Consider the following 22,763-nt stretch of genomic DNA (forward strand, 5'->3'; position numbering starts at 1 on the left):
CCCTGGAGTCGCTCCACGTCGACCTGACGCCGAGGTGTGCGTAGCGTCGCAGGGGTGACCCCTGGACTTCCCACGACCCTGGGCGGGCTGCGCGCCGCCGGGTACGCGCCGCGCGGCGTCAAGGCCGAACTGCGGGACAACCTGGTGGAGGCGTTGCGCGCGAAGCGCGACCCGTGGCCGGGCATCGTCGGGTTCGACCGGACGGTGCTGCCGCAACTGGAGCGCGCGATCCTGGCCGGGCACGACGTCGTGCTGCTCGGCGAGCGCGGCCAGGGCAAGACCCGGCTGCTGCGCTCGCTGGTCGGCCTGCTCGACGAGTGGACGCCGGTCATCGACGGCGCGGAGCTCCACGAGCACCCGATGGTGCCGATCACGCCGGAGTCCCGGCGGCGGGCCGCCGAGCTCGGCGACGACCTGCCGGTGGCCTGGAAGCACCGCGCCGACCGGTTCGCGGAGAAGCTGGCCACGCCGGACACCAGCGTCGGCGACCTGGTCGGCGACGTGGACCCGGTGAAGGTCGCGCAGGGCCGCAGCCTGGGCGACCCGGAGACCATCCACTACGGCCTCGTGCCGCGCGCGCACCGGGGCATCATCGCGGTCAACGAGCTGCCCGACCTGGCCGAGCGGATCCAGGTGTCGCTGCTCAACGTGATGGAGGAGCGCGACATCCAGATCCGCGGCTACACGCTGCGGCTGCCGCTGGACGTGCTGGTGGTGGCGACGGCGAACCCCGAGGACTACACGAACCGGGGCCGGATCATCACCCCGCTCAAGGACCGGTTCGGCGCGGAGATCCGCACGCACTACCCGCTGGAGGTCGACGCCGAGGTGGCGCTGGTCCGGCAGGAGTCGGAGCTGGTCGCGGAGGTGGGCGACCACCTGCTGGAGGCGGTGGCGCGGTTCGTGCGGCACCTGCGCGAGTCGCCCGCGATCGACCAGCGGTCGGGCGTCTCGGCGCGGTTCGCGGTGGCGGCGGCGGAGACGGTGGCCGCGTCGGCGCTGCGGCGCAGCGCGCTGATCGGCGAGCACCCGCCCATCGCCCGCCCGGTGGACCTGTACTCGGTGCCGGCCGTGCTGCGCGGCAAGCTGGAGTTCGAGGCGGGGGAGGAGGGGCGGGAGCACGAGGTGCTCACCCACCTGCTGCGGCGCGCGATCGCGGACACCGCGCGGGCCGCGTTCGCCGGGCTGGACCTGCGGTCGCTGGCCGATCTGGTATCCGCCGGCCACCCGGTGGCGACCGGCGAGCAGGTGCCGGCGGCGGACGTGCTGGCCGCGCTGCCCGAGCTCCCGGTGCTGCACGACGTGGCGCGGCGGGTGGGCGCGGGCCCGGCGGACCCGCCCGGCCGGATCGCGTCCGCGGTGGAACTGGCCCTGGAGGCGCTCTACCTCACCCGCCGGCTGGCCAAGGACACCGACGAGGACCGGACGGTCTACGGGTGACCGGCTACCGCTACGACCGCTACGTCGACGGGCCCGACCCGCTCGCGCCGCCCGCCGACCTGCGGGCGGCGATGGACGAGCTCGGGCGCGAGGTCATGGAGGGCGCGTCCCCGGAGTCGGCGTTGCGCGAGCTGCTCCGGCGCGGTGTGCCGGGCGCGCGCGGCCTGGACGACCTGACGGCGCGGTTGTGGCAGCGGCGCTCGGCCATCCAGCGCCGGCACCGGCTGGACGGCACGCTCCAGGAGGTCCGCGAGCTGCTGGACCGGGCGCTGGAGGCCGAGCGGACGGCGCTGTTCCCCGACCCGGACGACGACGCGCGGTTCCGCGAGGCGCAGCTCGCCGCCCTGCCGCAGGGCACGGCGGCGGCCGTGCGGGAGCTCGCCGAGTACGACTGGCGCTCGCCGCAGGCCCGCGAGTCCTACGAGCAGATCCGCGACCTGCTCGGCCGGGAGCTGCTCGACCAGCGGTTCCAGGGCCTGAAGCAGGCCATGCGGAGCGTGGGGCAGGAGGACGTCCAGCGCATCCAGGAGATGTTGACCGACCTCAACGCCCTGCTGGCCGAGCACGCCCAGGGCACCGACACCACCGAGCGGTTCCAGGAGTTCATGCGCCGCCACGGCGAGTTCTTCCCGGAGAACCCGCGCACCGTGCAGGAGCTGGTCGACGCGCTCGCGGCGCGGTCGGCGGCGGCGCAGCGGATGGCGAACTCGATGACCGAGCAGCAGCGCGACGAGCTGAACGCGTTGTCGCAGCAGGCGTTCGGCGACTCGGGCGTCGGTTCCCAGTTGTCCACCCTGGACTCCCTGCTGCGGGGCCTGCGGCCCGGCGAGGACTGGACCGGCTCGGCGCGCTTCCGGGGCGGGCAGCCGCTGGGGCTGGGCGAGGGCGCGCGGGCGATGGAGGACCTGGCCGAGCTCGACGCGCTGGCCGAGCAGCTCTCCCAGTCCTACCCCGGCGCGCGCCTGGAGGACCTCGACGTGGAGTCGCTGGTCCGCCAGCTCGGCGACGAGGCAGGCGTGGACGCGCGCCGGCTGGCCGAGCTGGAACGCGAGCTGCGGCGGCAGAACCTGCTCGAACGCGCACCGGACGGCTCGTTGCGGCTGACGCCGAAAGCGCTGCGGCGCTTGGGGGAGACGGCGTTGCGCGGTGTGATCGACAGCGTGCGGGCGCGGGGCGGGCGGGAGAACAGGCAGGCCGGCGCGGCGGGCGAGCTGCTGGGCAGCACGCGCCCGTGGCGGTTCGGCGACACCGAGCCGTGGAACGTGCCGCGCACGATCACCAACGCCGTGCTCCGCGCGGGGGTCGGCGAGATCGGCCTGGACGTCGCCGACGTCGAGATCAGCGAGACCGAGCAGCGCTCCCGGGCGGCGGTCGCGCTGTGCGTGGACACGTCGTGGTCGATGGTGCAGGACGGCCGGTGGGTGCCGATGAAGCGCACCGCGCTGGCGCTGCACCACCTGGTGAGCACCCGGTTCCGGACCGACGCGTTGCAACTGATCACGTTCGGCCGGCACGCGGAAGCGGTCGACATCGGCCAGTTGACGGCGCTGGAGGGCGTGTGGGAGCAGGGCACCAACCTGCACCACGCGCTGCTGCTGGCGGGCAGGCACCTGCGCCGGCACCCGGACGCGCAGCCGGTGGTCCTGGTGGTGACCGACGGCGAGCCGACCGCGCACCTGGAGGCGGACGGGCAGGCCGAGTTCACCTACCCGCCGCTGCCGCGCACCATCGCGAAGACCCTGGTGGAGGTGGACGGCCTGGCCAGGCTGGGCGCGTCGATCACGGTGTTCCGGCTGGGCGACGACCCGAGGCTGGCCCGGTTCGTGGACCTGGTGGCGCGACGCGGCGGCGGCCGGGTCGTCGCGCCGGACGAGGACGGCCTGGGCGCGGCCGTGGTGGGCGACTACCTCAGGTCCCGCCGCCGGCGCTGAGCACTTCGGCGTGGTCGCGGCCCACACCGCGTCCCCGCGCACCCCGTACTACTCGACGGTGACGGCGGACCTGGTCTGCGGACCGCTGGTCCCGGTGACGCGCAGGCGAGCAGCACTGGTCGATCGTGCCGATCCGGGACCTGCTCGTCGACTGCCCGCCCAACCTCCGCACCGCTCGGACGTCCTGGTGGCATGACGTCGATTTCAGAAGGCCGTGCGTCTCTCACCGATTCGGCTCAGGTCAACGACTACGACCGCATCGCCGAGGATTACACGGCCGAGAACGAGACCAGTCTCATGAACGCGTACTACGAGCGGCCCGCGATGCTGGAACTCGCCGGGGACGTGACCGACCGGCGCATCCTCGACGCCGGCTGCGGCTCGGGGCCCCTGTTCGCCGCGCTGCGCGATCGGGGCGCTGCCGTGACCGGCATCGACGCGAGCGCGGGCATGCTGGAGCTGGCCCGGCGGCGGCTGGGTGCCGACGCGGACCTGCGGGTCGCCGACCTGGCCGACCCGCTGCCCTTCCCCGACGGCGCGTTCGACGACGTCGTCGCATCCCTGGTGCTGCACTACCTGCGGGACTGGGGGCCGACACTGGCCGAACTGCGACGCGTGCTGGTACCCGGCGGGCGGCTCATCGTCTCGGTCGAGCATCCGTTCGTCATCACCCTGATGCAGCACCTGGCCGGGGGCAAGCCCGACTACTTCCAGATCCGCAACCGGACCGAGGAATGGGCCATGGGCGGGCAGACCGCCCAGATGAGCTTCTGGGACCGCCCGCTGCACGCGATGACCGACGCCTTCACGGCGGCCGGTTTCCGCATCGACGTCATCAGCGAGCCGCCGCCCGCGCCCGCCGCCCGCGACCTGTTCCCCGAAGAGTTCAGCAGGTTCGCAGGCCCGAACTTCCTCGGCTTCCTGTTCTTCGTCTTGCAGGTCGGCTAGCCGCTCCTGAGCGGTCTAGCCGCTCCTGAGCGGTCGGCCCCTTCAGCCACCGCGACCTGGCCCAGGAATCCGCGACCAGTCCCGCGAAGTTCCCCCGGAATCCGCCTCCACTAACCAGCGCCGAACACCGCCATCTTCACCCGCGCACTCGGCAAGATCGTCCGCGAGCGCGATCCCGGCCCGGCGTTCGTCGTGGTGCAACCGCCCGGCCTGCCCGTCCCGTCCTGACACCGACGGGCAGGACGGCGCGAGGAGGTCGGGAGCGGTGAACCGGGTGGTGCTCGCGGTAGTGGCGGCAGGGGCGTTCGCGGTGAGTGGCTGTGGTGTGGACCAGATCGCGGGCGACGCGGCGACACCGCCGCCGTCGTCCTCGGTGACCCCGACCAACGACCCGGCAGCCGAGGCCGCCGCATCCGCGCTCGGACCGCTGCTGGAAAGCGGTTTCCCGCAGACCTACGCCGGCGTGCGGCTCGACGGCGACCGGGTCGTCGTCCACCGGCTGCCGGACCGGGCTTTGGACGACGCGGCCCGCGCGGCGGCGCACGGGGTCCGACTGGCGCTGGTCGACGCGAAGTTCCCGTTGAGCCGCCTCAAGGAGGTCACCGACCGGATCGCGGCCGACGCCGAGCACTGGAAGACCACGACCGTGCGGATCTCCACGTGGGGGCCGGCGGTGGACGGCTCGGCGGTGGACGTGACTACCGCGGACGGCAGCGAAGCCGACCGCGCGGCGCTGGCGGAGCGGTACGGCGCGGACGTCATCCGGGTGTCGAAGGGCGATCTCCCGACGCCCGCCCCGGCCCCGGCCACGAAGTGACGCGCCGGGGCGGCACGTCCTCCGGCTAGGAGGTCCGGCGCTCGATCCCGTCGAGGACCGACCGGAGGCCCAGCTCGAACAGCGCGTCGAGGTCGAGGTCGTAGCCGGTCTCCGCGAAGGACGTCAGGAGGCGGGCGAACGTGGGGTGCGCCGGGGCGAGGCGGTCCAGGGCGCGCGCCTGGCCGTTCATCCACTGCTCGGTGGACAGACCGGTGGCCCCCTCGGCGTGCGCCTCCCGCTCCAGGTGGACCGCCAGACCCAGGACGTGGCTGTAGAGCAGGACGTTGAGGTCGAACGTGGTCCTCGGGTCCAGGCCCAGCCCGGCCAGGCCGTCGAGCACCCACTCGGAGTAGGCCAGCAGGTTCGGCACCAGCAAGGGCCGGGACAGCGGCCCGAGCTGCGCCAGCCAGGGGTGTTCGCGGTGCAGCGCCCACAGCGCCCGCACGCCCACCTCGACCCGGGCGCGCCAGTGGTCGGGCCGCGCAGGCAGGGTCATCCCGCCGAACACCGCGTCGGCCATCATCAGCACGAGGTCGCCCTTGCTCGCCACGTGCCGGTAGGGCGACATCGCCGCGACCCCGAGGCGGGCCGCGACGCCGCGCATCGACAGCGCCGCCAGGCCCTCGGCGTCCGCGATGTCGATCGCCGCGCGCACCACCCGGTCCCGCGTCAGCTCGCGCTCGGGTGCCGCCGCGCGCGGCCGTGACCGGGCGGCGGCCACGACGGTGCCGACCCGGGGTTCCGCCTCGACCAGCCCTTCCTGGCGCAACGCGGTCAACGCCTTGGCTGCGGTGGCCAGCGCGACGTCCCACTCCTTCGCGACCTGCCGGGCGGACGGCACGCGGTCACCGGGGTTCAGCTCGCCGTCGGTGATGCGGCGCGTGATCTCGGCGACGATGCGCTGGTAGGGCGGGATCATGCGGTACCTCCTCCTGTACTAGTACAGAAGCTACCAGTACCAACGTCCTGAACAGGCGTTATTGTGCTAGGACAGGGTTTGTTTCGGCTGTGCGTACTGCGTAAATTCAGTTTCGCAGAGCGCAGACGAAGGGACTCCCGATGAAGACCGTGCTGATCTCCGGTGCCGGTGTCGCAGGACTGGCCGCCGCCCACTGGCTGCACCGCCGGGGCTACGCGCCCACCGTCGTGGAGCGCGCGCCCGCCCCGCGCCCCGGCGGCCAGGCGATCGACGTCCGGGGTGTCGCCCTCGACGTGCTGGACCGGATGGACCTGCTCGGCCGGACCAGGCGGGCGCGCACCCGGATGCGCGGCATGGCGGTGCTCGACGCGGACGGCACCGAGCAGTGGCGGTCGACCGAGATGACCCTCAGCGCCGGCCGCCTCGACGGCGACGACATCGAGGTGCTGCGCGACGACCTCACCGCCCTGCTGCACACCCGGGCGCGGGACGGGGTCGAGTACCTGTTCGGCGACGCGATCACCGCCCTCGACCAGGACGACGACGGCGTGCGCGTCACCTTCCGGCACGGGGGGCCGCGCACGTTCGACCTGGTGGTCGGCGCGGACGGCCTGCACTCGGCGGTGCGCCGGCTGGTGTTCGGTCCCGAGGACGAGTTCGTGCACCACCTCGGCTCGTACGTCGGGGTGTTCAGCACCGGGAACTTCCTCGGCCTGGACGACTGGCAGGTGTGGCTGCACGACGACGCCCGCACCGCGAGCTACTGCCTCTACCCGGCGCGCGGGAACACCGAACTGCGGGCCACCCTCGGTTTCACCTCGGACCCGCTCGACCACGACCGCCACGACGTCGAGCACCAGAAAGCCCTCATCGCCGACCGGTTCGCCGGTGTCGGCTGGGAAACCCCGAGGCTGCTCAAGGCGATGGGCGACGCGTCGGACTTCTACTTCGACGCGATGGCGCAGGTGCGCATGGGTAGCTGGTGGCGCGGGCGGGTCGTGCTGGTCGGCGACGCGGCGCACTGCGCGTCCCCGCTGTCCGGCCAGGGCACGAGCCTGGCCCTGGTGGGCGCGTACGTGCTGGCCGACGAACTCGGTGACGCGGACGACCCCCTTGCCGCGCTGACCCGCTACGACCGTCGGCTGCGGCCGTTCGTCGAGGTGAACCAGGCGCTGGCCACGGAGAACCCCGGGCAGGGCGCGTCCGAGGAGTCGCTGGAGCGGGCCAAGCGCGCGATCAGCCTGGACACCCGCCCGGAGGACCGCCCTCGCCTCCGGCGCACCCCGGTAGCGTGACCTGGCCGCCCGGAACGGGGAAGGTGAGCCCGGACCCGACGCCCTAGTCGCTCTTCGTGTTCCGGTCCGTCGGTGCCAGCGCGGTCTCCGTGGCCGGGTCCGGCGACACGTCCCGCTTGCCCGGTTTCGTCAGCGAGAAGTGCGCCTCCTCGCGCATCCGCTCGACCATGTGCGGGTAGTGCAGTTCGAACGCCGGGCGCTCCGACCTGATCCGGGGCAGCTCGGTGAAGTTGTGCCGGGGCGGCGGGCAGGACGTGGCCCACTCCAGGGAGTTGCCGTAGCCCCACGGGTCGTCACCCTCCGCCGGGTCGCCGAACCGGTAGCTGCGCAGCACGTTCCACAGGAACGGCAGCACCGACGCGCCGAGCAGGAACGCGCCGATGGTCGAGATGGTGTTCAGGGTGGTGAAGCCGTCGCCGGGCAGGTAGTCGGCGTACCGGCGCGGGAAGCCCGCGTTGCCCAGCCAGTGCTGGATGAGGAACGTCAGGTGGAAGCCCAGGAACGTGGTCCAGAAGTGCAGCTTGCCCAGCGGTTCGTCGAGCATCCGCCCGGTCATCTTGGGGAACCAGAAGTAGATTCCCGCGTACGTGGCGAACACGATCGTGCCGAACAGGACGTAGTGGAAGTGCGCCACGACGAAGTAGGTGTCGGTCACGTGGAAGTCCAGCGGCGGCGACGCCAGGATGATGCCGGTCAGGCCGCCCAGCAGGAACGTGACCAGGAACCCGATGCTGAACAGCATCGGCGTCTCGAACGTCAAGTGCCCCTTCCACATCGTGCCGATCCAGTTGAAGAACTTGATCCCCGTCGGTATCGCGATCAGGAACGTCATCAACGAGAAGAACGGCAGCAGCACCGCGCCGGTGGCGAACATGTGGTGCGCCCACACCGTCACGGACAGCGCCGCGATGGCGAACGTGGCGTAGACGAGTCCTTTGTAGCCGAACAGCGGTTTCCGGCTGAACACCGGGAAGATCTCGCTCACGATGCCGAAGAACGGCAGCGCCACGATGTACACCTCGGGGTGCCCGAAGAACCAGAACAGGTGCTGCCACAGGATCACGCCGCCGTTCGCCGGGTCGAACACGTGCGCGCCCAGGTGCCGGTCCGCCGCCAGGCCCAGCAGCGCCGCGGTGAGGATCGGGAACGCCAGCAGGATCAGGATGCTGGTGACGAAGATGTTCCAGGTGAAGATCGGCATCCGGAACATGGTCATGCCCGGCGCGCGCAGGCAGCACACCGTGGTCACCATGTTCACGCCGCCCAGGATGGTGCCCAGGCCGCTGACCGCCAGGCCCATGATCCACAGGTCCGCGCCGACGCCGGGGGAGTGCACGGCGTCGGACAGGGGCGTGTAGGCGGTCCAGCCGAAGTCCGCCGCGCCGCCCGGCGTCACGAACCCGGCGACCGCCACCGTCCCGCCGAACAGGTACAACCAGTACGACAACGCGTTCAGCCTCGGGAACGCCACGTCGGGCGCGCCGATCTGCAACGGCAGGACGTAGTTGGCGAACCCGAACAGGATCGGCGTCGCGTACAGCAGCAACATGATCGTGCCGTGCATGGTGAACAACTGGTTGTACTGCTCGGTGGACAGGAACTGGAGGCCCGGCCGGGCCAGTTCGCCGCGGATCAGCAGCGCCATCAGGCCGCCGACCATGAAGAACACGAACGACGTGGTCAGGTAGAGCAGACCGATCTGCTTCGGGTCGGTGGTCTTGAACAGCCCGAGCAGCACCGCGCCCCGGGGTCGTCGCCGCGCCGCACCCGGGTGCGTGACCACGGGTGCCGGCTTGAGCGCGGTCATGGAAACTGCCTCCCTCGTCCCAGGGCGTGAGCCACTTCACATGGTCCACCTGATCGCCTACCGGGGCAATCACTCGGCCGGGCAGTCGGCAGACCAACGGGTCTTTCGGCCGATCCGCCGGGGTACGCCCGACGTCCCGCCAGGCGGACGTGCACCTGAGGGCGCGAGTTAGGGTCGAAACCATGCAGACCTGGTCATCCACCCCTGTCCCGCGGGTAGCGGGCGAGCCGCGCCCGCTACGGCTGTACGACACGTCTACCGGCGAGGTGCGCCCCACGGCCCCCGGTGACACCGCCAGGCTGTACGTCTGCGGCATCACCCCCTACGACGCGACCCACCTGGGTCACGCGGCGACCTACCTGACGTTCGACCTGGTCCACCGGCTGTGGCTGGACAACGGCCACGAGGTGCACTACGTCCAGAACGTCACCGACGTCGACGACCCGCTGCTGGAGCGCGCCGAGCGCGACCAGGACGACTGGGTGGTGCTCGCGATGCGCGAGACCGCGCTGTTCCGCGAGGACATGGTGGCGCTGCGGGTCCTGCCGCCCCGCGAGTACATCGGCGCGGTGGAGGCCATCCCGGAGGTCGTGGAGGCGGTCGCGAAGCTCCTCGCGAACGGCGCGGCGTACCGGGTGGACGACCCGGATCACCCGGACGTGTACTTCGACCACACCGCGTCCGGCCGGTTCGGCTACGAGTCGAACTACGACGAGGCCACCATGCTGGAGTACTTCGGCGAACGCGGCGGCGACCCGGACCGCCCCGGCAAGCGCCACCCGCTCGACGCCCTGCTGTGGCGCACCGCCCGCCCCGGCGAGCCGTCGTGGCCGTCCGAGCTGGGCGAGGGCCGGCCGGGCTGGCACATCGAGTGCAGCGCCATCGCGCTCAACCGGCTGGGCAGCGGTTTCGACGTGCAGGGCGGCGGCTCCGACCTGGTCTTCCCGCACCACGAGTTCAGCGCCGCGCACGCCGAGGCGCTCACCCGCGAGCACCCGTTCGCGCGGCACTACGTGCACGCGGGCATGATCGGGCTGGACGGCGAGAAGATGTCGAAGTCGCGGGGCAACCTGGTCTTCGTCTCCAAGCTCCGGGCGCAGAAGGTCGACCCGAACGCGGTGCGCCTGGCGCTGCTGGCCGGCCACTACCGGCAGGACCGCCCCTGGTCCGACGCGCTGCTGACCGAGGCGCTGGAGCGCGTCGCCGCCTGGCGGCGCGCGGCGGCACTGGACTCGGGACCGCCCGCGGCGGCCACCGTCGCCCGCCTGCGCGACCACCTCGGCAACGACCTGGACACCCCCGCCGCGCTGGCGGCGCTGGACGCGTGGGCCGCCGAGGCGCTGTCCACCGGCGGCGGGGACGACACCGCGCCGGGGCTGTTCCGCGACGCCGTGGACGCCTTGCTGGGCGTCGGGTTGTAGAACCCCCGGACCGGCGCTCCCGGCCCTGAACGGCGGTGGGGCCACCCCGGAGGATGGCCCCACCACGTCGCGAGATTCAGATCACGCGTCGATCGTCCACGAGTTGATGCGACCGGTGTCGATGGTCGCCACGTCGCGAACGCGCAGCTTCCACGTGCCGGCGGCCGTCTCCGAGGAGGCGTTCACCGAGTACGTCTTGCTGATGTTGTCCGAGCTGCCGCCGGTCCGGTTGTGCAGGTTGTAGACCGTGCCGTCCGGAGCCACCAGGTCGACGATCAGGTCGCCGACGTAGGTGTGGAGGATGTTCACGGTCACCTGCGTGGTGGCCGACGCGTTGCCCGTGCAGGTGAGGCTGATCGGGCTGTTCACGTCGCTGTTGTCGCCGACGGTGACGTCCGTGTCGTTGGTGGCCGGGTCACAGCCGCCGGCGGTGGGACGGACGGTCCAGGTGAAGTTCGCGGTGCCCGTGCGGGACGCCGAGTCGGTCACCGTGACGGTCACGTTGGACGTGCCCGCCGTCGTCGGCGTGCCGGTCACCTGGCCGGACGCGCTGCCGGTCAGACCGGCCGGGAGACCGCTGAACGAGAACGTGTACGGCGCGGTGCCACCGGCCGCGGTGACGGTCAGGTTGACCGCCTGGCCCACGGTGGTGGTCTGGTTGCCGGGGTTGTTCACGGTCGGGTTGCTCGGCGCGGTGTTCTGCACGAACAGCAGCTTGTTCGCCGAACCGGTGCCCGGGTTGCTGATCTTGCCGTTGGTCGCCGCGTTCACCAGCGCCGTCTCGACCTGGGCCGGGGTGGCGGTGGGGTTGTTCGACACGTAGATCGCCGCGACGCCCGCGACGTGCGGGGACGCCATCGAGGTGCCGCTGATGGTGTTCGTGGCGCTGTCGCTGGTGTGCCAGGTGGACGTGATGTCCTGGCCGGGCGCGAACAGGTCGGTGCAGGTGCCCCAGTTGGAGAAGGACGCGCGCGCGTCGGACCGGTTCGAGGCGTTGGTGCTGATCGCCTCGCGGACCCGGGCCGGCGAGTAGTTGCACGCGTTCTGGTTGTCGTTGCCCGACGCGACCGCGGTGGTGACGCCCGCCGCGACGAGGTTGCGCACGGCGGTGTCCGTCGCGGTGTCCGCGCTGCCACCGAGGCTCATGTTCGCCACGGCCGGCTTCACGGCGTTCTGGGCGACCCAGTTGACGCCGTTCACGACGCCCGCCGAGGTGCCGGAGCCCTGGCAGTTCAGGACCTTGACGGCGACCAGCTTGACTTCCTTGGCCACGCCGTAGCTGCGGCTGCCGACGGTGCCGGCGACGTGCGTGCCGTGGCCGTGGCAGTCGGTGTTCTGGCTGTCGACGGTGTTGGTGCCCCAGGTGGCCCGACCGGCGAAGTCCTGGTGCGTGATCTTGATGCCGGTGTCGATGACGTACGCCCGGACGTTGCTCGCGCCGTTCGGGTACGTGTAGCTGTTGTCCAGCGGCAGGTTCGCCTGGTCGATCCGGTCCAGGCCCCACGACGGCGGGTTCGGCTGCACACCCGCGATCTTCACCGGCAGGTCGGCCTGCACCCAGTCGACCCGGGGGTCGGCCGCGATGCGGCGCGCCTGCTGCGCCGTCAGGGTGGCGTGGAAGCCGTTCAGCGCGTGCTGCCAGGTCGTGCGGACCTGGCCGCCGAACTTGGCGACCAGCGAGCCCGCGGACGACGCGGACAGCGCCCTCGGCGACGCCGAGTCCTTCAGCGCCACGATGTAGGAGTTGGGCACGGCGTCGGTGCGATCGGCGGCCAACACCTGGCCTTCGGCCGCGGCCACACCGACGTTCGTGAACGCCAGGGCAGCCGCGGAGATCGCGGCCAGGCCGAGGACCGCCGTCTTTCTGAACAAGCGGGCGTCTCCCATTTCAGGGTTCTCCCTAGGGACAGGTTCGCCCGACCGGTCTGCCGGGTTGTGGCAGGACGGTGGGCGTGCAGGGATAAGGGACGTTCGCGCGAACGGGTGGTGCCGACCTGGTCACATGCATGGTCGGGACAAAAAGCCCCGACGAGTAGCGCCGTTGGGCGTAATCAGGCGCGGCCGGACGCGCGGGTGGGGACGAAACCGCAGTTCACGCGTACACCGTCAGGAGTTAAAGAGCCTGTCCCGGTGCGTTCGCCAGCGATCCAGCAGGCTCGGCAGCTCCGCGTGGACGAATTCGAAGAAGGCCAGCGTCTCCGCGATCCGCCGTCCGGCGGGGGTGCCCGGACCCAGCGCGCAGATGCCTTCCTTGAGCGGACCGCCCCACCGGGCCATCATCTGGTCGCGGCGGAAGATGGCCTCGTACCAGACGTCGTCGTACACCCGGAACACGTCCCGGCGGGACCCGGACTCGCGCTCGCGGCTGACCACGTTGACCTGGGTGAGGTAGCGGACCGCGCCGGAGATCGCGGCGGGGGAGACCTGGAGCAGGTCGGCGAGCTCGGCGGCGGTCATCGTGCCGTCGTCGTCGGCGAGCAGGGCGACGAACACCCGGGCCGGCATGCGCGGCATCCCGGTCTCCGCGAACGCCGACGCGAAGCGCTCGATGAAGCGCAGCACCGCCTGGTCGTCCCGCTCCGTCACCTGGTTCACCGCCGAATCATGTCGTCCCGTACCGCGAGCGGGCACAGTTTATACGCTTCCTTAATTTCACGAATTCGTGAAATCACCGCGCCGCCGCGTGGCCTGAGGGGCTGTGGTGCCGGTGCCGGGACCGGTCAAGACCTCCGGTCCGAGGCGAGCACCGGCGACGCGGCGGGCGAGGCGGTCGCGGACAACCCCAAGTCTGAAAGAGGTCTTTCGAAAGGAGTCTTTCAGGTCTACCGTTGGGGCGTGGACCTTCCCGTACCCCGGCGGATCTCCGACCTCGAAGCGCTGAAAGCGCTCGCCCACCCGCTGCGCGTGGCGCTGCTGAACCACCTGCTGGCGGTCGGCCCGCGCACGGCCAGCGAGTGCGCCGCCGAAGTCGGCTCCTCGGCGTCCAACTGCAGTTGGCACCTCCGCCGGCTCGCCAAAGCCGGCTTCGTGGACCGGACCGACGCGGGCGACGCGCGGGAACGGCCGTGGCGCGCCCTCGACGTCGGGTACTCGGTGGACGCGTTCTCCGAGGACCCGGCGGTGCGCAGCCGGCAGGACGCGCTGATCGCGTGGCAGCTCAACGAGGACAACCGGCTCGCCCAGCGGTTCCTCGACCGGCGGCACGAGATCCCCCGCGAGTGGCTCGACGCCGCCGGGCTGCACGGCTACGCGGTGAACGTGACGCCCGAGGAGCTCGCCGGGCTGCTCGCCGTGATCGACGGCGTCCTGCGGCCCTACCTGGTGCCGCTGCGCACCGACGTCCCCGACGGCGCGCGGCCCACCCACGTCGGCCTCCGGGCGTTCCCGCGATGACCGGACCGCTGCGGGAGCCGGCCTTCCGCCGGCTGTGGCTCGCGGGGTTCGTGTCCGAGATCGGCGACTGGGTCCTGATGGTCTCGTTGCCGGTCTACGTCTACCGGCTCACCGGGTCGGTGGGCTCCACCGCGACGACGTTCGTCCTCGCGCTGCTGCCGAGCCTGGCGCTGTCGCCGCTGGCCGGCGTGCTCGCCGACCGGTGGGACCGGCGCAGGCTGATGCTGTGGGTGAGCCTCGCCCAGGCCGTCGCGTTGCTGCCGCTGCTGACCGGCGACCTGGTGCTGGTCAACGTCGTGATGGCGGTGCAGGCAGCCCTGGCCGCGCTGTTCGAGCCCGCCAAGAACGCCCTGCTGCCCGAACTCGTCGGCCGCGACCAGCTCGCCGCCGCCAACGGGCTGGTCGGCGTGAACGCCAACCTTGCCCGGTTGCTCGGGGCCTCCCTGGGCGGCCTGGTGCTCGGCTGGTCCGGGCTGCCCGGCGTGCTGGTGCTCGACGTGGTGTCGTTCCTGGTCGCGGCGGTGCTGTTGGCCCGGCCGTTCGGCCTGGTGCGGGCACCGAGGGGGCGCGCACCGGTGTGGCGGGCCTGGCTGGACGGGCTGCGCGAGATCCGGGGGCCGCTGCGCGGGATGGTGGCCGTGGTCGGGTTGATGGCGTCGAGCCAGGGCGTGTTCGTGGTGCTGTTCGTGGTGTTCGTGACCGAGCGGCTCGGCGGCGGCGAGGCCGAAGTCGGGTTGCTGCGCGGCATCCAGGCGGTCGGGGGACTCGTCGGCGGCGCGCTGGTCGGGCTGGTGGCGCGACGGGTGTCCGCGTGGCGGCTGCTGGCGTGGTCGCTGATCGCGTTCGCCGCTGTCTCCTTCGTCGGGTGGAACGGCCCGCACGTCACCACCGCGTTCACGTTCTACCTCGCCGTGTTCGCGGTGTGCGGCGCGCCGGGCGTGATATCGGGGGTGGGCATGATGTCCGTGCTGCAACTGCACACCTCCGACGCGACGCGGGGACGGGTGCTGGCGACGTTCGGCAGCCTCTACGACGGGTTCCAGGCGTTGGGGATGGTCGTGGCGGGAGCGCTCACCGCGCCGCTGGGGCTGACGGCGCTGCTCGACGTACAGGCGGTGCTCTACCTGGTGGCGGGCCTTTTGGTGGTCGTGATCTCCCGACGGGCCTCCCTAGAGTTGGCGGATCGCGACTCTTGAGGGGGAGATCATGCGGTTATGGGTGGTGGTGTGCGTGGGGGCGGTGCTGGCGGGGGCGATCACGCCGGCGGCGGGCGGGACGTCCGCCGCTCCGGCGTCCTACCTGAACGTCGTCGCCCACCAGGACGACGACGTGCTGTTCCTGAACCCCGACCTGCGGAACTCGATCGCCGCCCGGCGACCCAACACGACGGTGTTCCTCACCGCCGGCGAAGCCTTCCAGCGTGACGGCGCGGGCCGACCGGATGATCCGCCGCTCGCGTCCTGCCGCGACGACCAGGACGTGGACCGCGAGGACTACGCCCGGTGCCGCCAGCTCGGGGCGCGGGCCGCGAACGCGCGGATGGCGGGCGTCGCCGACTCGTGGACGCAGGTCAAGATCCGACTGGACACCCCCGAGGGGCCGTACTGGGCGGAAGAGCACGCGCTGACCGCGCGGCCGGACATCCGGTTGGTGTTCCTGAACCTCCCGGAGTGGGCGGACACCACCGACGACGCCTCCCGGCCGTGCGCGGGGACGCCGGAGCTGCGCGGCGCGAGCCTGAACCGGCTGTGGGACGGCGAGCGCGGCACCTGCTCCATGGTGCCCAGCGGCACCGTGCTGTGGGCCGACGACGTGCGCAACCCGGTGCGCGACAAGGACCACCTCGTGCACCTGTTGCAGGCGCTCTACCAGCGCTACCGGCCCACGGTCGTGCGCACCCAGGACCCCGACCCCGATCCGCGCCACCAGAACCCGGACTGGCTGCACGACCACAACGACCACGTGATCGGCGCGCGGTTCGCCGCCGAGGCGGCCCGGGGCCACGGCCGGGTGCTGCGCGTCGTCCCCTACCGCAACTACAACATCCAGGAGTCCCCGGTGAACCTCGACGCGCGCACGCGCGCCGAGAAGGCCGGCGACTTCGCCGCCTACGACCTGTGGGACGCGTGGTCCGACCCGGTCGACCACTACACGAACTGGCCGCAGCGGATGATCCACCGCGACACGACCGGCACCCACTGGGTCGGCCGCAACCAGGACGGCCGCCTCCAGGCGTTCTCGGTGCAGGGCGAGCGGCTCGCCACCTGGTGGCAGACCCCGTCCGGCTGGTCGTCCACCACCGTGGCCACCCCCGGCCCCCTGGCGGCGGGACTGGCGGTCACCGAGACCGGCGACGGCCGGATCCAGGTGGTCGGCCGGCGGGTGGACACGCACGAGATCGTCACCACGGCCCAGCGCGCGCCCAACGCCGCGTTCGGCGCGTGGGTCTCGCTGGGCAGCCCGAATCCCGGCTCCGCCCAGGTCGGCACGCCGGTCGCGGCGCGGGGGGCGGACGGGCTGGTCCGGGTGTTCGTGAAGAACGCCGGCGGCGGGCTGAGCCACCAGACCCAGCGGCCCGGCGGGAGGTTCCCGGCGGTGTGGCAGGACGCGTTCGGCACGGGCCTGCAAGACGGGCTCGCGGTCGGCGTGGGCCCGTCCGGCGGACCGGAGGTGTTCGGGTTCGCGGTGTCCGACCGGACCGGGCGGCTCCTGCACTGGTCCGGCACCCCGTTGACGCTCCGGCCCGACCCGGCGGGCCCGCAACCCTCCGGCCCGCCGTCGGTGGCGCGCACCCGCGACGGTCGGCTGGACGTCTTCTACCGGCTGGCCGGCGAGCGGGGCGGGGCCGTCGGCCGCACCTGGCAGCTCGCCGACGGCTCGTGGACGGCGGTGCGCGACGACCTCGGCGGGCCGGGCGGGGTAGGCGCACCCGCCGTGGTCGACGCGCCGACCGTGGCCGACGCCCGCGTGCTGGTGTTCACCACCAACCGGGGCGGCGGCGTGAGCACCACCCGGCAGGCCGCCGACGGTGGCTACGCCACGCCGTGGACCGACCTCGGCGGGTTCCTCGTCGGCCAGCCCGCAGCGGCCACCGACCGGACCGGCCGGGTCGTGGTGTTCACCCTGGACGACAACGGCGGTCTGACCGTCCGCCGGCAACACGCCGCCGGCGGCCGGTCCGGCTTCGAGAACCGGGTGACGCTGCCCGCGCCCTAGCACCCCGGATCGGAGCGCCGGCCGGCCTCACGACGGGGCGCGGCCCCGTCGCCACAGCAGCAGGACCGGCGGCAGCAGCAGCACCAGCGCGGCCGGCGCGAGGAAGGCGGCGGCCGGCTGGAAGTGGTAGAGCGGCACGAACGCCATCGGCGACGCCGACCCGCCGAGGAACCGGAACGACCCGAGCACCGAGATCGCACCGCCCCGGTTGCCGCCGTCACCTCCCAGCACCAGCGCGCTGAGCCCCACGATCACCGCCTGCGAGAACGCGCCCGCCGCCGCCCACAGCACCCCCACCGCGACCAGGCTCGGCAAGATCCCGATCAGCGCCAGCAGCACCGAGCCGACCGTGGTGCCCAGCAGCACGCACCGGCGCGGGCCGACGTGGTCGATCATCCACCCGGTCAGCCGGGCGCAGATGATCCCGACCACGCCGAACCCGGTCAGCACCAGGCCGCGCTCGCCCGCGCCCAACCCGAAATCGTCGCCCAGCCGCAGCGCGACCAGGAACGACACCCCGCCCAGGCACCCCCACCCGACGAACCCGACCGCCGCCAACCGCAACACCTCCGGCCGCCACGCGGCGCGCAGCCTCGGCGGCTGCGCGGTGCGCGGCTGATCGGCGGGCACCCCGGCGGCGGCCAGCAACCCCGCCACCACCGCCGCGCCGACGAACGCCCACCGCCACGACGCCTCCGCCGCCAGCCCGCCCACCAGCGGCGCGGACGTCTGCCCGGCGGCCTGCATGGACGCGAACACGCCCAGCGCGCGGCCCAACCGCTCCTTGGGCGTCACCGCCGCGATCGCCGCCAGCAGCAGGGGAGTGGTGAACGCGTTCGCCGCGCCCTGCAACGCCCGCCCGCCGAGCAGCACCGGGAACGACCACGACACCGCGCACAGCACGGACGCCACCGCGTAGACCAGGTACGCGCCCCGGATCGTCCGCCGCGCGCCCCAGCGCTCGCCCAACGTCCCCGAGAACAGCATGAACCCGGCGAACGGCAGCAGGTACCCGGTCAGCGTGGCCGCCGCCGCACCCGCCGAGACCGCGAAGTCCCCGCCGATCTCCGGCAGCACGGACGAGGTCATGGCACCGCCGAACGGCCCGAGGAAACCCCCCGCGTACAGCCCGACCACCGCGAGCCGTCGAGGGCTCTTCCGCACCTCAGCCACCCGCCGAGTGTCCCCCACGGGCACCCGCGCGCGGCCCGGGTGTGATCAGCGTCAGATGCCGGTCGGCCCGCGCCCCGGCCCGTGACCGCGACGGCGCAGGTAGCGCTCGAACTCGGCCGCGATCGCGTCGCCGCTCGCCTCGGTGATCTGGATCTCCGCGTCGCCGCGCTCCTCCAGCGCCCGGACGTAGTTGCGCACGTCCTCGTCCTCGTCGGCCATCTCGCTGACCGTGCGCTCCCACTCCTCGGCCTGCTCGGGCAGCGCGCCCAGCGGCACCTCCACGTCGAGCACCTCCTCGACCCGGTGCAGCAGCGCCAGGGTCGCCTTGGGCGAGGGCGGCTGGGAGACGTAGTGCGGCACCGCCGCCCAGAACGAGATCGCCGGCACGCCCGCCTGCACGCACAGGTCCTGGAACACGCCGACGATGCCGGTCGGCCCCTCGTAGCGGGACCGCTCCAGCCCGAACTTCTGCGCCGCCGCCGCGTCGTAGGCGGTGCCCGTCACCGGGACCGGCCGGGTGTGCGGGGTGTCCATGAGCAGCGCGCCGAGCGTGACCACCGTCGTGATGCCCAGGTCCTCGATGTGGCCCAGGAGCTCGCCCGCGAACCTGCGCCAGCGCATGTTCGGTTCGATGCCGTGCACCAGCACCACGTCCGTGGCCGATCCCGGCGGCCGGCAGACCGACAGGCGCGTGGTCGGGAATTCCACCCTTCGGGTGATGCCGTCGACCATGCGGACGGTCGGGCGGGTCACCTGGAAGTCGTAGAAGTCGTCCGGATCGATCTCCGAGAGCGGCGTGGCGTCCCAGGTCAGTTGGAGGTGCTCGATCGCCGTGCTGGCAGCGTCTCCAGCATCGTTCCACCCCTCGAACGCCGCTACCATGATCGGGTTGGTGAGCGGTTTCGCGGGGTCGAAGGGGATCTTGGCGGCCTGGTCCGGATCGGTCACCGGGTCAGACTACGACCACCGCCGCAGACCCGACGCCGTAGGCTTGTGGCATGTCGGCTCGTGTCCCCCCGCCCGTCCCGGGCGTGCCGGCCGACCGGCTCGTCGCGACGTGCGGCGCGGCCCGCCCCCGGTTCCGCCCCGGTGCGCCGCCCCTGGTCGACAGCGCAGGTCACGGCGGGTGTGCCGGAACGGTGGACGCCACCCGACCCGATCCGCCGCGCCGAGACCGTCCGACGGTCCGAACACCTGCGCGGCGGCTGAACCCGGTGTTCGGCTCTCGGCTGAACCGCGTCGGCGGTAGGTCCCGACCAGAGGGGTGCGGGGTGCAGAGCGGGAAGGTCCGTGTGGTGAAGGTGGAGGAAGCCCCGTGGTGAACGCCGAAGCGGTGCGGTGGGACGTCGGAGCGGTGCTGTGGGACATGGACGGCACGCTGTTGGACTCGGAGAAGCTGTGGGACATCCCGCTCTACGAGTTCGCCGAGAAGCTGGGCGGCACGCTGTCGCTGGAGACCCGTCAGGCCATGGTCGGGTCGAACATGCCCACGACCATGGCGCTCCTGTTCGCCGAGGTCGGCGTGACGCCGACCGAGGAGGAGACGGCGGACGGCGCGGCGTGGATCCTGCGGCGCACCGAAGAGGTGTTCCGCGCCGGGCTGCCCTGGCGTCCGGGGGCGCGGGAGGCGCTGCGCGCGGTGCGGGCGTCGGGCGTGCCGATGGCGTTGGTGACCTCGACCGAGCGGGGGTTGACCGAACTCGCGCTGGACACCATCGGCCGTGACCTGTTCGACGTGACGGTGTGCGGTGACGAGGTCGGAGGCCGCAACAAACCCCTCCCGGACCCGTACCTCAAGGCCGCCGACCTGCTGGGGGTGGACGCGGCGGCGTGCGTCGCGATCGAGGACTCGCCGACCGGCGTGACCTCGGCCGTGGCGGCGGGGTGCACGGTGCTCGTCGTGCCGTGCGACGTGCCGGTGCCGGCGGGGGAGCGCAGGATCTTCCGCGACTCCCTGGTCGGGATCGACCTGACCGCCCTCGCCGCCCTGCGCGCCTGACCCGGGCAACTCGATCGGGGCAGTGTGATCGGGGAACTCGATCCGGGCAGTTGATTCGGACAGTCTGATTCGGACAGCTCGCACCACACTCGTGCGAAAACGGCACGTCCCCCGTTGTGCGTACCGCGAGGGGCGTGCCGTTCATCCGCCATGTGCTGTTTTGCTGTGTGCTTTCCGCAGTGCTGTCAGCCGTGTGCTGTCAGCCGTGATCAGGCGGCGACGGCTTTCGCCTTGGTGCCGCTGCGTACCGACGGATCGACCAGAAGGCCGAACACGACGCCGAGACCCAGCCAGAGGGTGGCGGTTTCGGCGAGCGACGCCAGGCGGAACTCCCACAGCACGCTGCTCGGCACGTCCGCCGGCACCGCGTCCGGCGCGCCGGGGAAGACCAGCAGGATCACCGCGAACGCGACGACCACGGCCAGCGCGACCACGGTGAACCGGACCGGCCCGCCCAGGTGGGCCAGTCGGGATGCCAGCAAGCTCGCCCCGAACACCACCAGCAGACCGGCCGCGATGAGCCCGAGGTAGAGCACCGTCCGGTAGTCCACCGTCTCCGGGTCGCCCACCGCCGGCGGGTTGGCCGGGTACTTGACGGCCGGCAGCAGCGCCGCCGCCCCGAACACCGCCGCCCCGAGCGTCACGCTCCGGCTGAACGGCGGCCGGTCCGCGAACCAGCGCCGCGAGCCCGCGTAGGCGGTGGCGAACAGCGCGCCGACCGCCAACCCGACGATCACCGCCGCGAGCACGCCACCGAGCATCTGCGTGCCCCGACCGAACATCTCGCCGTGGTCGTGCGCGCCGGGTTCGACGGTCTCGGTCGCGGCCCGCGCCTCCTCCACGGCCAGCGCGGCCCGGATCGGCACCTCGACCACGACGAGGCCGACCAGACCCGCGAGCAGACCGGCGACGCCACCCGCGCCGATCCCGCGCAGCAGTACGTTCTTGTAGGTGTCCACGGCCGGCATCAGTGGCACGGGACGCCGAGCGCGTGACGCCCGTCGTGGAAGAACTCGTGCAGCGACTCGGCGGCGTGCCCGAGTGCGATGCCGTTCTCCTGGAGCACCAGCCAGGTGACCAGCAGGGCGACGAGTGCGACGGCGTAGGCCCACTTGGGGATGGGGATGGACAGGGGGTGCGCGGGGCTCGTCAAGACGGCCTCCTCCATACCTCGTGGAAGGTCAACGACAACTCTCGCCGCAGCCGGTCTCCTGACTCCCGGATCGCTACCGTCCCCGCGTCTTCCCAGTCGCACCGTGCGACCAGTGACGTTCTCGGCGGGTTGGCTCCCCGGTCACAGTGGCGAGGACCGCGCCGGATTCCCACCGGCTTCCCGTCCACTGCGGCTGTGGAACCGTAGATGTCCACCACGGGCAGGCACAACCGACCAGACGAGTTGTTGTCCACCTCACGTGCACCCCACACGATCAAGCGCCGCTTTTGTCCTGATTCTTGGATTGATCAGGCCGACACCGCAGGTGACGGCTCCGTGGTCCGAAGCGCACCCGGACGCCCTGTCGGCCGCTTTTCGTCACGCTTCCGGCTTTTCATCACGCTCAGCCCCGCCGTCTCCGGTTCGTCGACGTCAACGTCACGTCCGAACTTCCCGACTGGTCGGTGCCCCGGATGCGGGTGGAGGCGGGTGGATGCGTTGAGGTGGACTCAGCGCGGCGGCAACGGGCAGTCGCCGCACGTCCCCCCGCCGTCGAGGCGGTAGTAGAGGCAGCAACTGCGTCGCCGGAACGCGACCTCGCCGGTGGACGGGAGGAAATCACCGGAGTCCCGCAACGGCGGCTCGCCCAACAGCCGCTCGCCCAACGCCACGCACTGCTCGGCGGACGCCGTGCCACTGCGACTCACCGTCCGCAACGCCCCGGCGATCGAGGACGCCGCGTTGCCCCACAGCAGTCCCCGCGCCACCGGCACCACCTCCCGGATGGCGGCCACCACCGGCTCCAACGACTCGGAGATCGACACGCCCGGCACGGGTTCGTCAATCCGCACCCGCATCCCGTCCGGGCCGAAGTGCCACCACACGTTCCCCGGCCGGATGTCCGGCGCGACCCCGTCGACGGCGTGCGCGGCGACCGTCGGGCAGAGCAGCCGAGCGGTGTACCCGAGGAAGAACAAGGACGCCGAAACCCGGGCCTCATCGGTCCGATACCGCTCACCGATGGACCGCAAGGTGTCCGGCAGCACCGCCCCGCCCAGCAGATCCTCGCCGGTCCGCCAACCGCCCTCGTCCGCACCGGGCGCGGGACGACCCACGTCCAAGGCGAAGAACGGGCTGAGACCGCGAACCTGACGCAGGGTGGACAGCACTGAGGAGTAGTCGGACACGTGGCCAGTCTGCCCGCCGCCACCGATCCGCTGTCGAGCCTGTCCGGACTGTCAGGCCTGTCCG

General features: G+C 72.3%; 19 protein-coding genes and 1 riboswitch. Of the genes, 10 read left to right on the forward strand and 9 right to left on the reverse strand.

What is annotated here, in order from left to right:
- Positions 1-54: 54 nt before the first annotated feature.
- The 4 genes from AB0G01_RS31455 (at position 55) to AB0G01_RS31470 (ending at position 5,136) form a co-directional block, all read left to right on the forward strand.
- Complete coding sequence (locus tag AB0G01_RS31455) at positions 55-1,440, forward strand: ATP-binding protein (RefSeq protein ID WP_360953176.1); 1,386 nt, start codon at positions 55-57, stop codon at positions 1,438-1,440.
- Entirely contained in the window at positions 1,437-3,371 is a 1,935-nt protein-coding gene (locus AB0G01_RS31460) for a VWA domain-containing protein (protein WP_360953179.1), read from the forward strand. Before AB0G01_RS31455 ends, AB0G01_RS31460 begins: the two co-directional genes overlap by 4 nt.
- 192 nt (positions 3,372-3,563) lie before the next feature.
- Positions 3,564-4,319, forward strand: coding sequence for a class I SAM-dependent methyltransferase (locus AB0G01_RS31465; protein WP_360953182.1), 756 nt, complete (start codon positions 3,564-3,566; stop codon positions 4,317-4,319).
- Positions 4,320-4,584: 265 nt separating this feature from the next.
- Positions 4,585-5,136: a hypothetical protein gene (locus AB0G01_RS31470; protein WP_360953185.1), complete on the forward strand. Its 552-nt coding sequence runs from the start codon at positions 4,585-4,587 to the stop codon at positions 5,134-5,136.
- Positions 5,137-5,161: 25 nt separating this feature from the next.
- Here AB0G01_RS31470 and AB0G01_RS31475 read toward each other — a convergent pair whose 3' ends face one another.
- A complete protein-coding gene (locus AB0G01_RS31475) occupies positions 5,162-6,055 on the reverse strand; it encodes a GntR family transcriptional regulator (protein WP_360953188.1) in 894 nt (297 codons plus the stop codon).
- Between the two features lie 140 nt (positions 6,056-6,195).
- On the opposite strand from AB0G01_RS31475, the gene AB0G01_RS31480 reads away from it, so the two are divergent.
- Complete coding sequence (locus tag AB0G01_RS31480) at positions 6,196-7,350, forward strand: FAD-dependent monooxygenase (RefSeq protein ID WP_360953191.1); 1,155 nt, start codon at positions 6,196-6,198, stop codon at positions 7,348-7,350.
- A 43-nt stretch (positions 7,351-7,393) separates the two neighbouring features.
- Here the strand turns inward: AB0G01_RS31480 and ctaD are convergent, their stop codons facing one another.
- Entirely contained in the window at positions 7,394-9,157 is a 1,764-nt protein-coding gene (ctaD, locus tag AB0G01_RS31485) for a cytochrome c oxidase subunit I (RefSeq protein WP_360953194.1), read from the reverse strand.
- 182 nt (positions 9,158-9,339) lie between these two features.
- Between ctaD and mshC the strand changes: the two genes are divergently transcribed.
- Positions 9,340-10,578, forward strand: a complete 1,239-nt coding sequence (mshC, locus tag AB0G01_RS31490) for a cysteine--1-D-myo-inosityl 2-amino-2-deoxy-alpha-D-glucopyranoside ligase (RefSeq protein WP_360953197.1) — start codon at positions 9,340-9,342, stop codon at positions 10,576-10,578.
- A gap of 81 nt (positions 10,579-10,659) precedes the next feature.
- On the opposite strand, the gene AB0G01_RS31495 is transcribed toward mshC, so the two are convergent.
- Positions 10,660-12,450 (reverse strand): S8 family serine peptidase, encoded by a 1,791-nt coding sequence (locus AB0G01_RS31495; RefSeq protein ID WP_360953200.1) that lies wholly within the window; start codon positions 12,448-12,450, stop codon positions 10,660-10,662.
- Positions 12,451-12,684: 234 nt separating this feature from the next.
- Positions 12,685-13,173 (reverse strand): MarR family transcriptional regulator, encoded by a 489-nt coding sequence (locus AB0G01_RS31500; RefSeq protein ID WP_360953203.1) that lies wholly within the window; start codon positions 13,171-13,173, stop codon positions 12,685-12,687.
- A gap of 240 nt (positions 13,174-13,413) precedes the next feature.
- On the opposite strand from AB0G01_RS31500, the gene AB0G01_RS31505 reads away from it, so the two are divergent.
- The 3 genes from AB0G01_RS31505 to AB0G01_RS31515 are packed head-to-tail and all read left to right on the forward strand — an operon-like array spanning position 13,414 to position 17,187.
- Positions 13,414-13,971 carry a winged helix-turn-helix domain-containing protein gene (locus AB0G01_RS31505; RefSeq protein ID WP_360953206.1) on the forward strand — a complete coding sequence of 186 codons (558 nt, stop codon included), beginning with the start codon at positions 13,414-13,416 and terminating at the stop codon, positions 13,969-13,971.
- On the forward strand, positions 13,968-15,167 hold the full coding sequence (locus AB0G01_RS31510) for an MFS transporter (RefSeq protein WP_360953209.1): 1,200 nt from the start codon (positions 13,968-13,970) through the stop codon (positions 15,165-15,167). Before AB0G01_RS31505 ends, AB0G01_RS31510 begins: the two co-directional genes overlap by 4 nt.
- 10 nt (positions 15,168-15,177) lie before the next feature.
- Positions 15,178-17,187 (forward strand): PIG-L family deacetylase, encoded by a 2,010-nt coding sequence (locus AB0G01_RS31515; RefSeq protein ID WP_360953212.1) that lies wholly within the window; start codon positions 15,178-15,180, stop codon positions 17,185-17,187.
- 27 nt (positions 17,188-17,214) lie between these two features.
- Here AB0G01_RS31515 and AB0G01_RS31520 read toward each other — a convergent pair whose 3' ends face one another.
- Together AB0G01_RS31520 and AB0G01_RS31525 are read right to left on the reverse strand one after the other, a co-directional pair.
- Positions 17,215-18,360 carry an MFS transporter gene (locus tag AB0G01_RS31520; RefSeq protein WP_360953215.1) on the reverse strand — a complete coding sequence of 382 codons (1,146 nt, stop codon included), beginning with the start codon at positions 18,358-18,360 and terminating at the stop codon, positions 17,215-17,217.
- A 51-nt stretch (positions 18,361-18,411) separates the two neighbouring features.
- On the reverse strand, positions 18,412-19,308 hold the full coding sequence (locus AB0G01_RS31525; RefSeq protein WP_360953218.1) for a PAC2 family protein: 897 nt from the start codon (positions 19,306-19,308) through the stop codon (positions 18,412-18,414).
- 367 nt (positions 19,309-19,675) lie between these two features.
- Between AB0G01_RS31525 and AB0G01_RS31530 the strand changes: the two genes are divergently transcribed.
- Positions 19,676-20,359: an HAD family phosphatase gene (locus tag AB0G01_RS31530; RefSeq protein WP_360953221.1), complete on the forward strand. Its 684-nt coding sequence runs from the start codon at positions 19,676-19,678 to the stop codon at positions 20,357-20,359.
- 209 nt (positions 20,360-20,568) lie between these two features.
- Here AB0G01_RS31530 and AB0G01_RS31535 read toward each other — a convergent pair whose 3' ends face one another.
- From AB0G01_RS31535 to AB0G01_RS31545, 3 genes are all read right to left on the reverse strand, one after another.
- Positions 20,569-21,327: a CbtA family protein gene (locus tag AB0G01_RS31535; RefSeq protein WP_360953224.1), complete on the reverse strand. Its 759-nt coding sequence runs from the start codon at positions 21,325-21,327 to the stop codon at positions 20,569-20,571.
- Positions 21,327-21,512, reverse strand: a complete 186-nt coding sequence (locus AB0G01_RS31540) for a CbtB-domain containing protein (RefSeq protein WP_360953227.1) — start codon at positions 21,510-21,512, stop codon at positions 21,327-21,329. Before AB0G01_RS31540 ends, AB0G01_RS31535 begins: the two co-directional genes overlap by 1 nt.
- Positions 21,513-21,542: 30 nt before the next feature.
- A riboswitch (cobalamin riboswitch) is annotated at positions 21,543-21,733 on the reverse strand.
- Between the two features lie 288 nt (positions 21,734-22,021).
- Entirely contained in the window at positions 22,022-22,699 is a 678-nt protein-coding gene (locus AB0G01_RS31545) for a (2Fe-2S)-binding protein (RefSeq protein WP_360953230.1), read from the reverse strand.
- Positions 22,700-22,763 lie beyond the last annotated feature (64 nt).

The organism is Actinosynnema sp. NPDC023587 (assembly GCF_040640215.1).
Classification (GTDB): domain Bacteria; phylum Actinomycetota; class Actinomycetes; order Mycobacteriales; family Pseudonocardiaceae; genus Actinosynnema.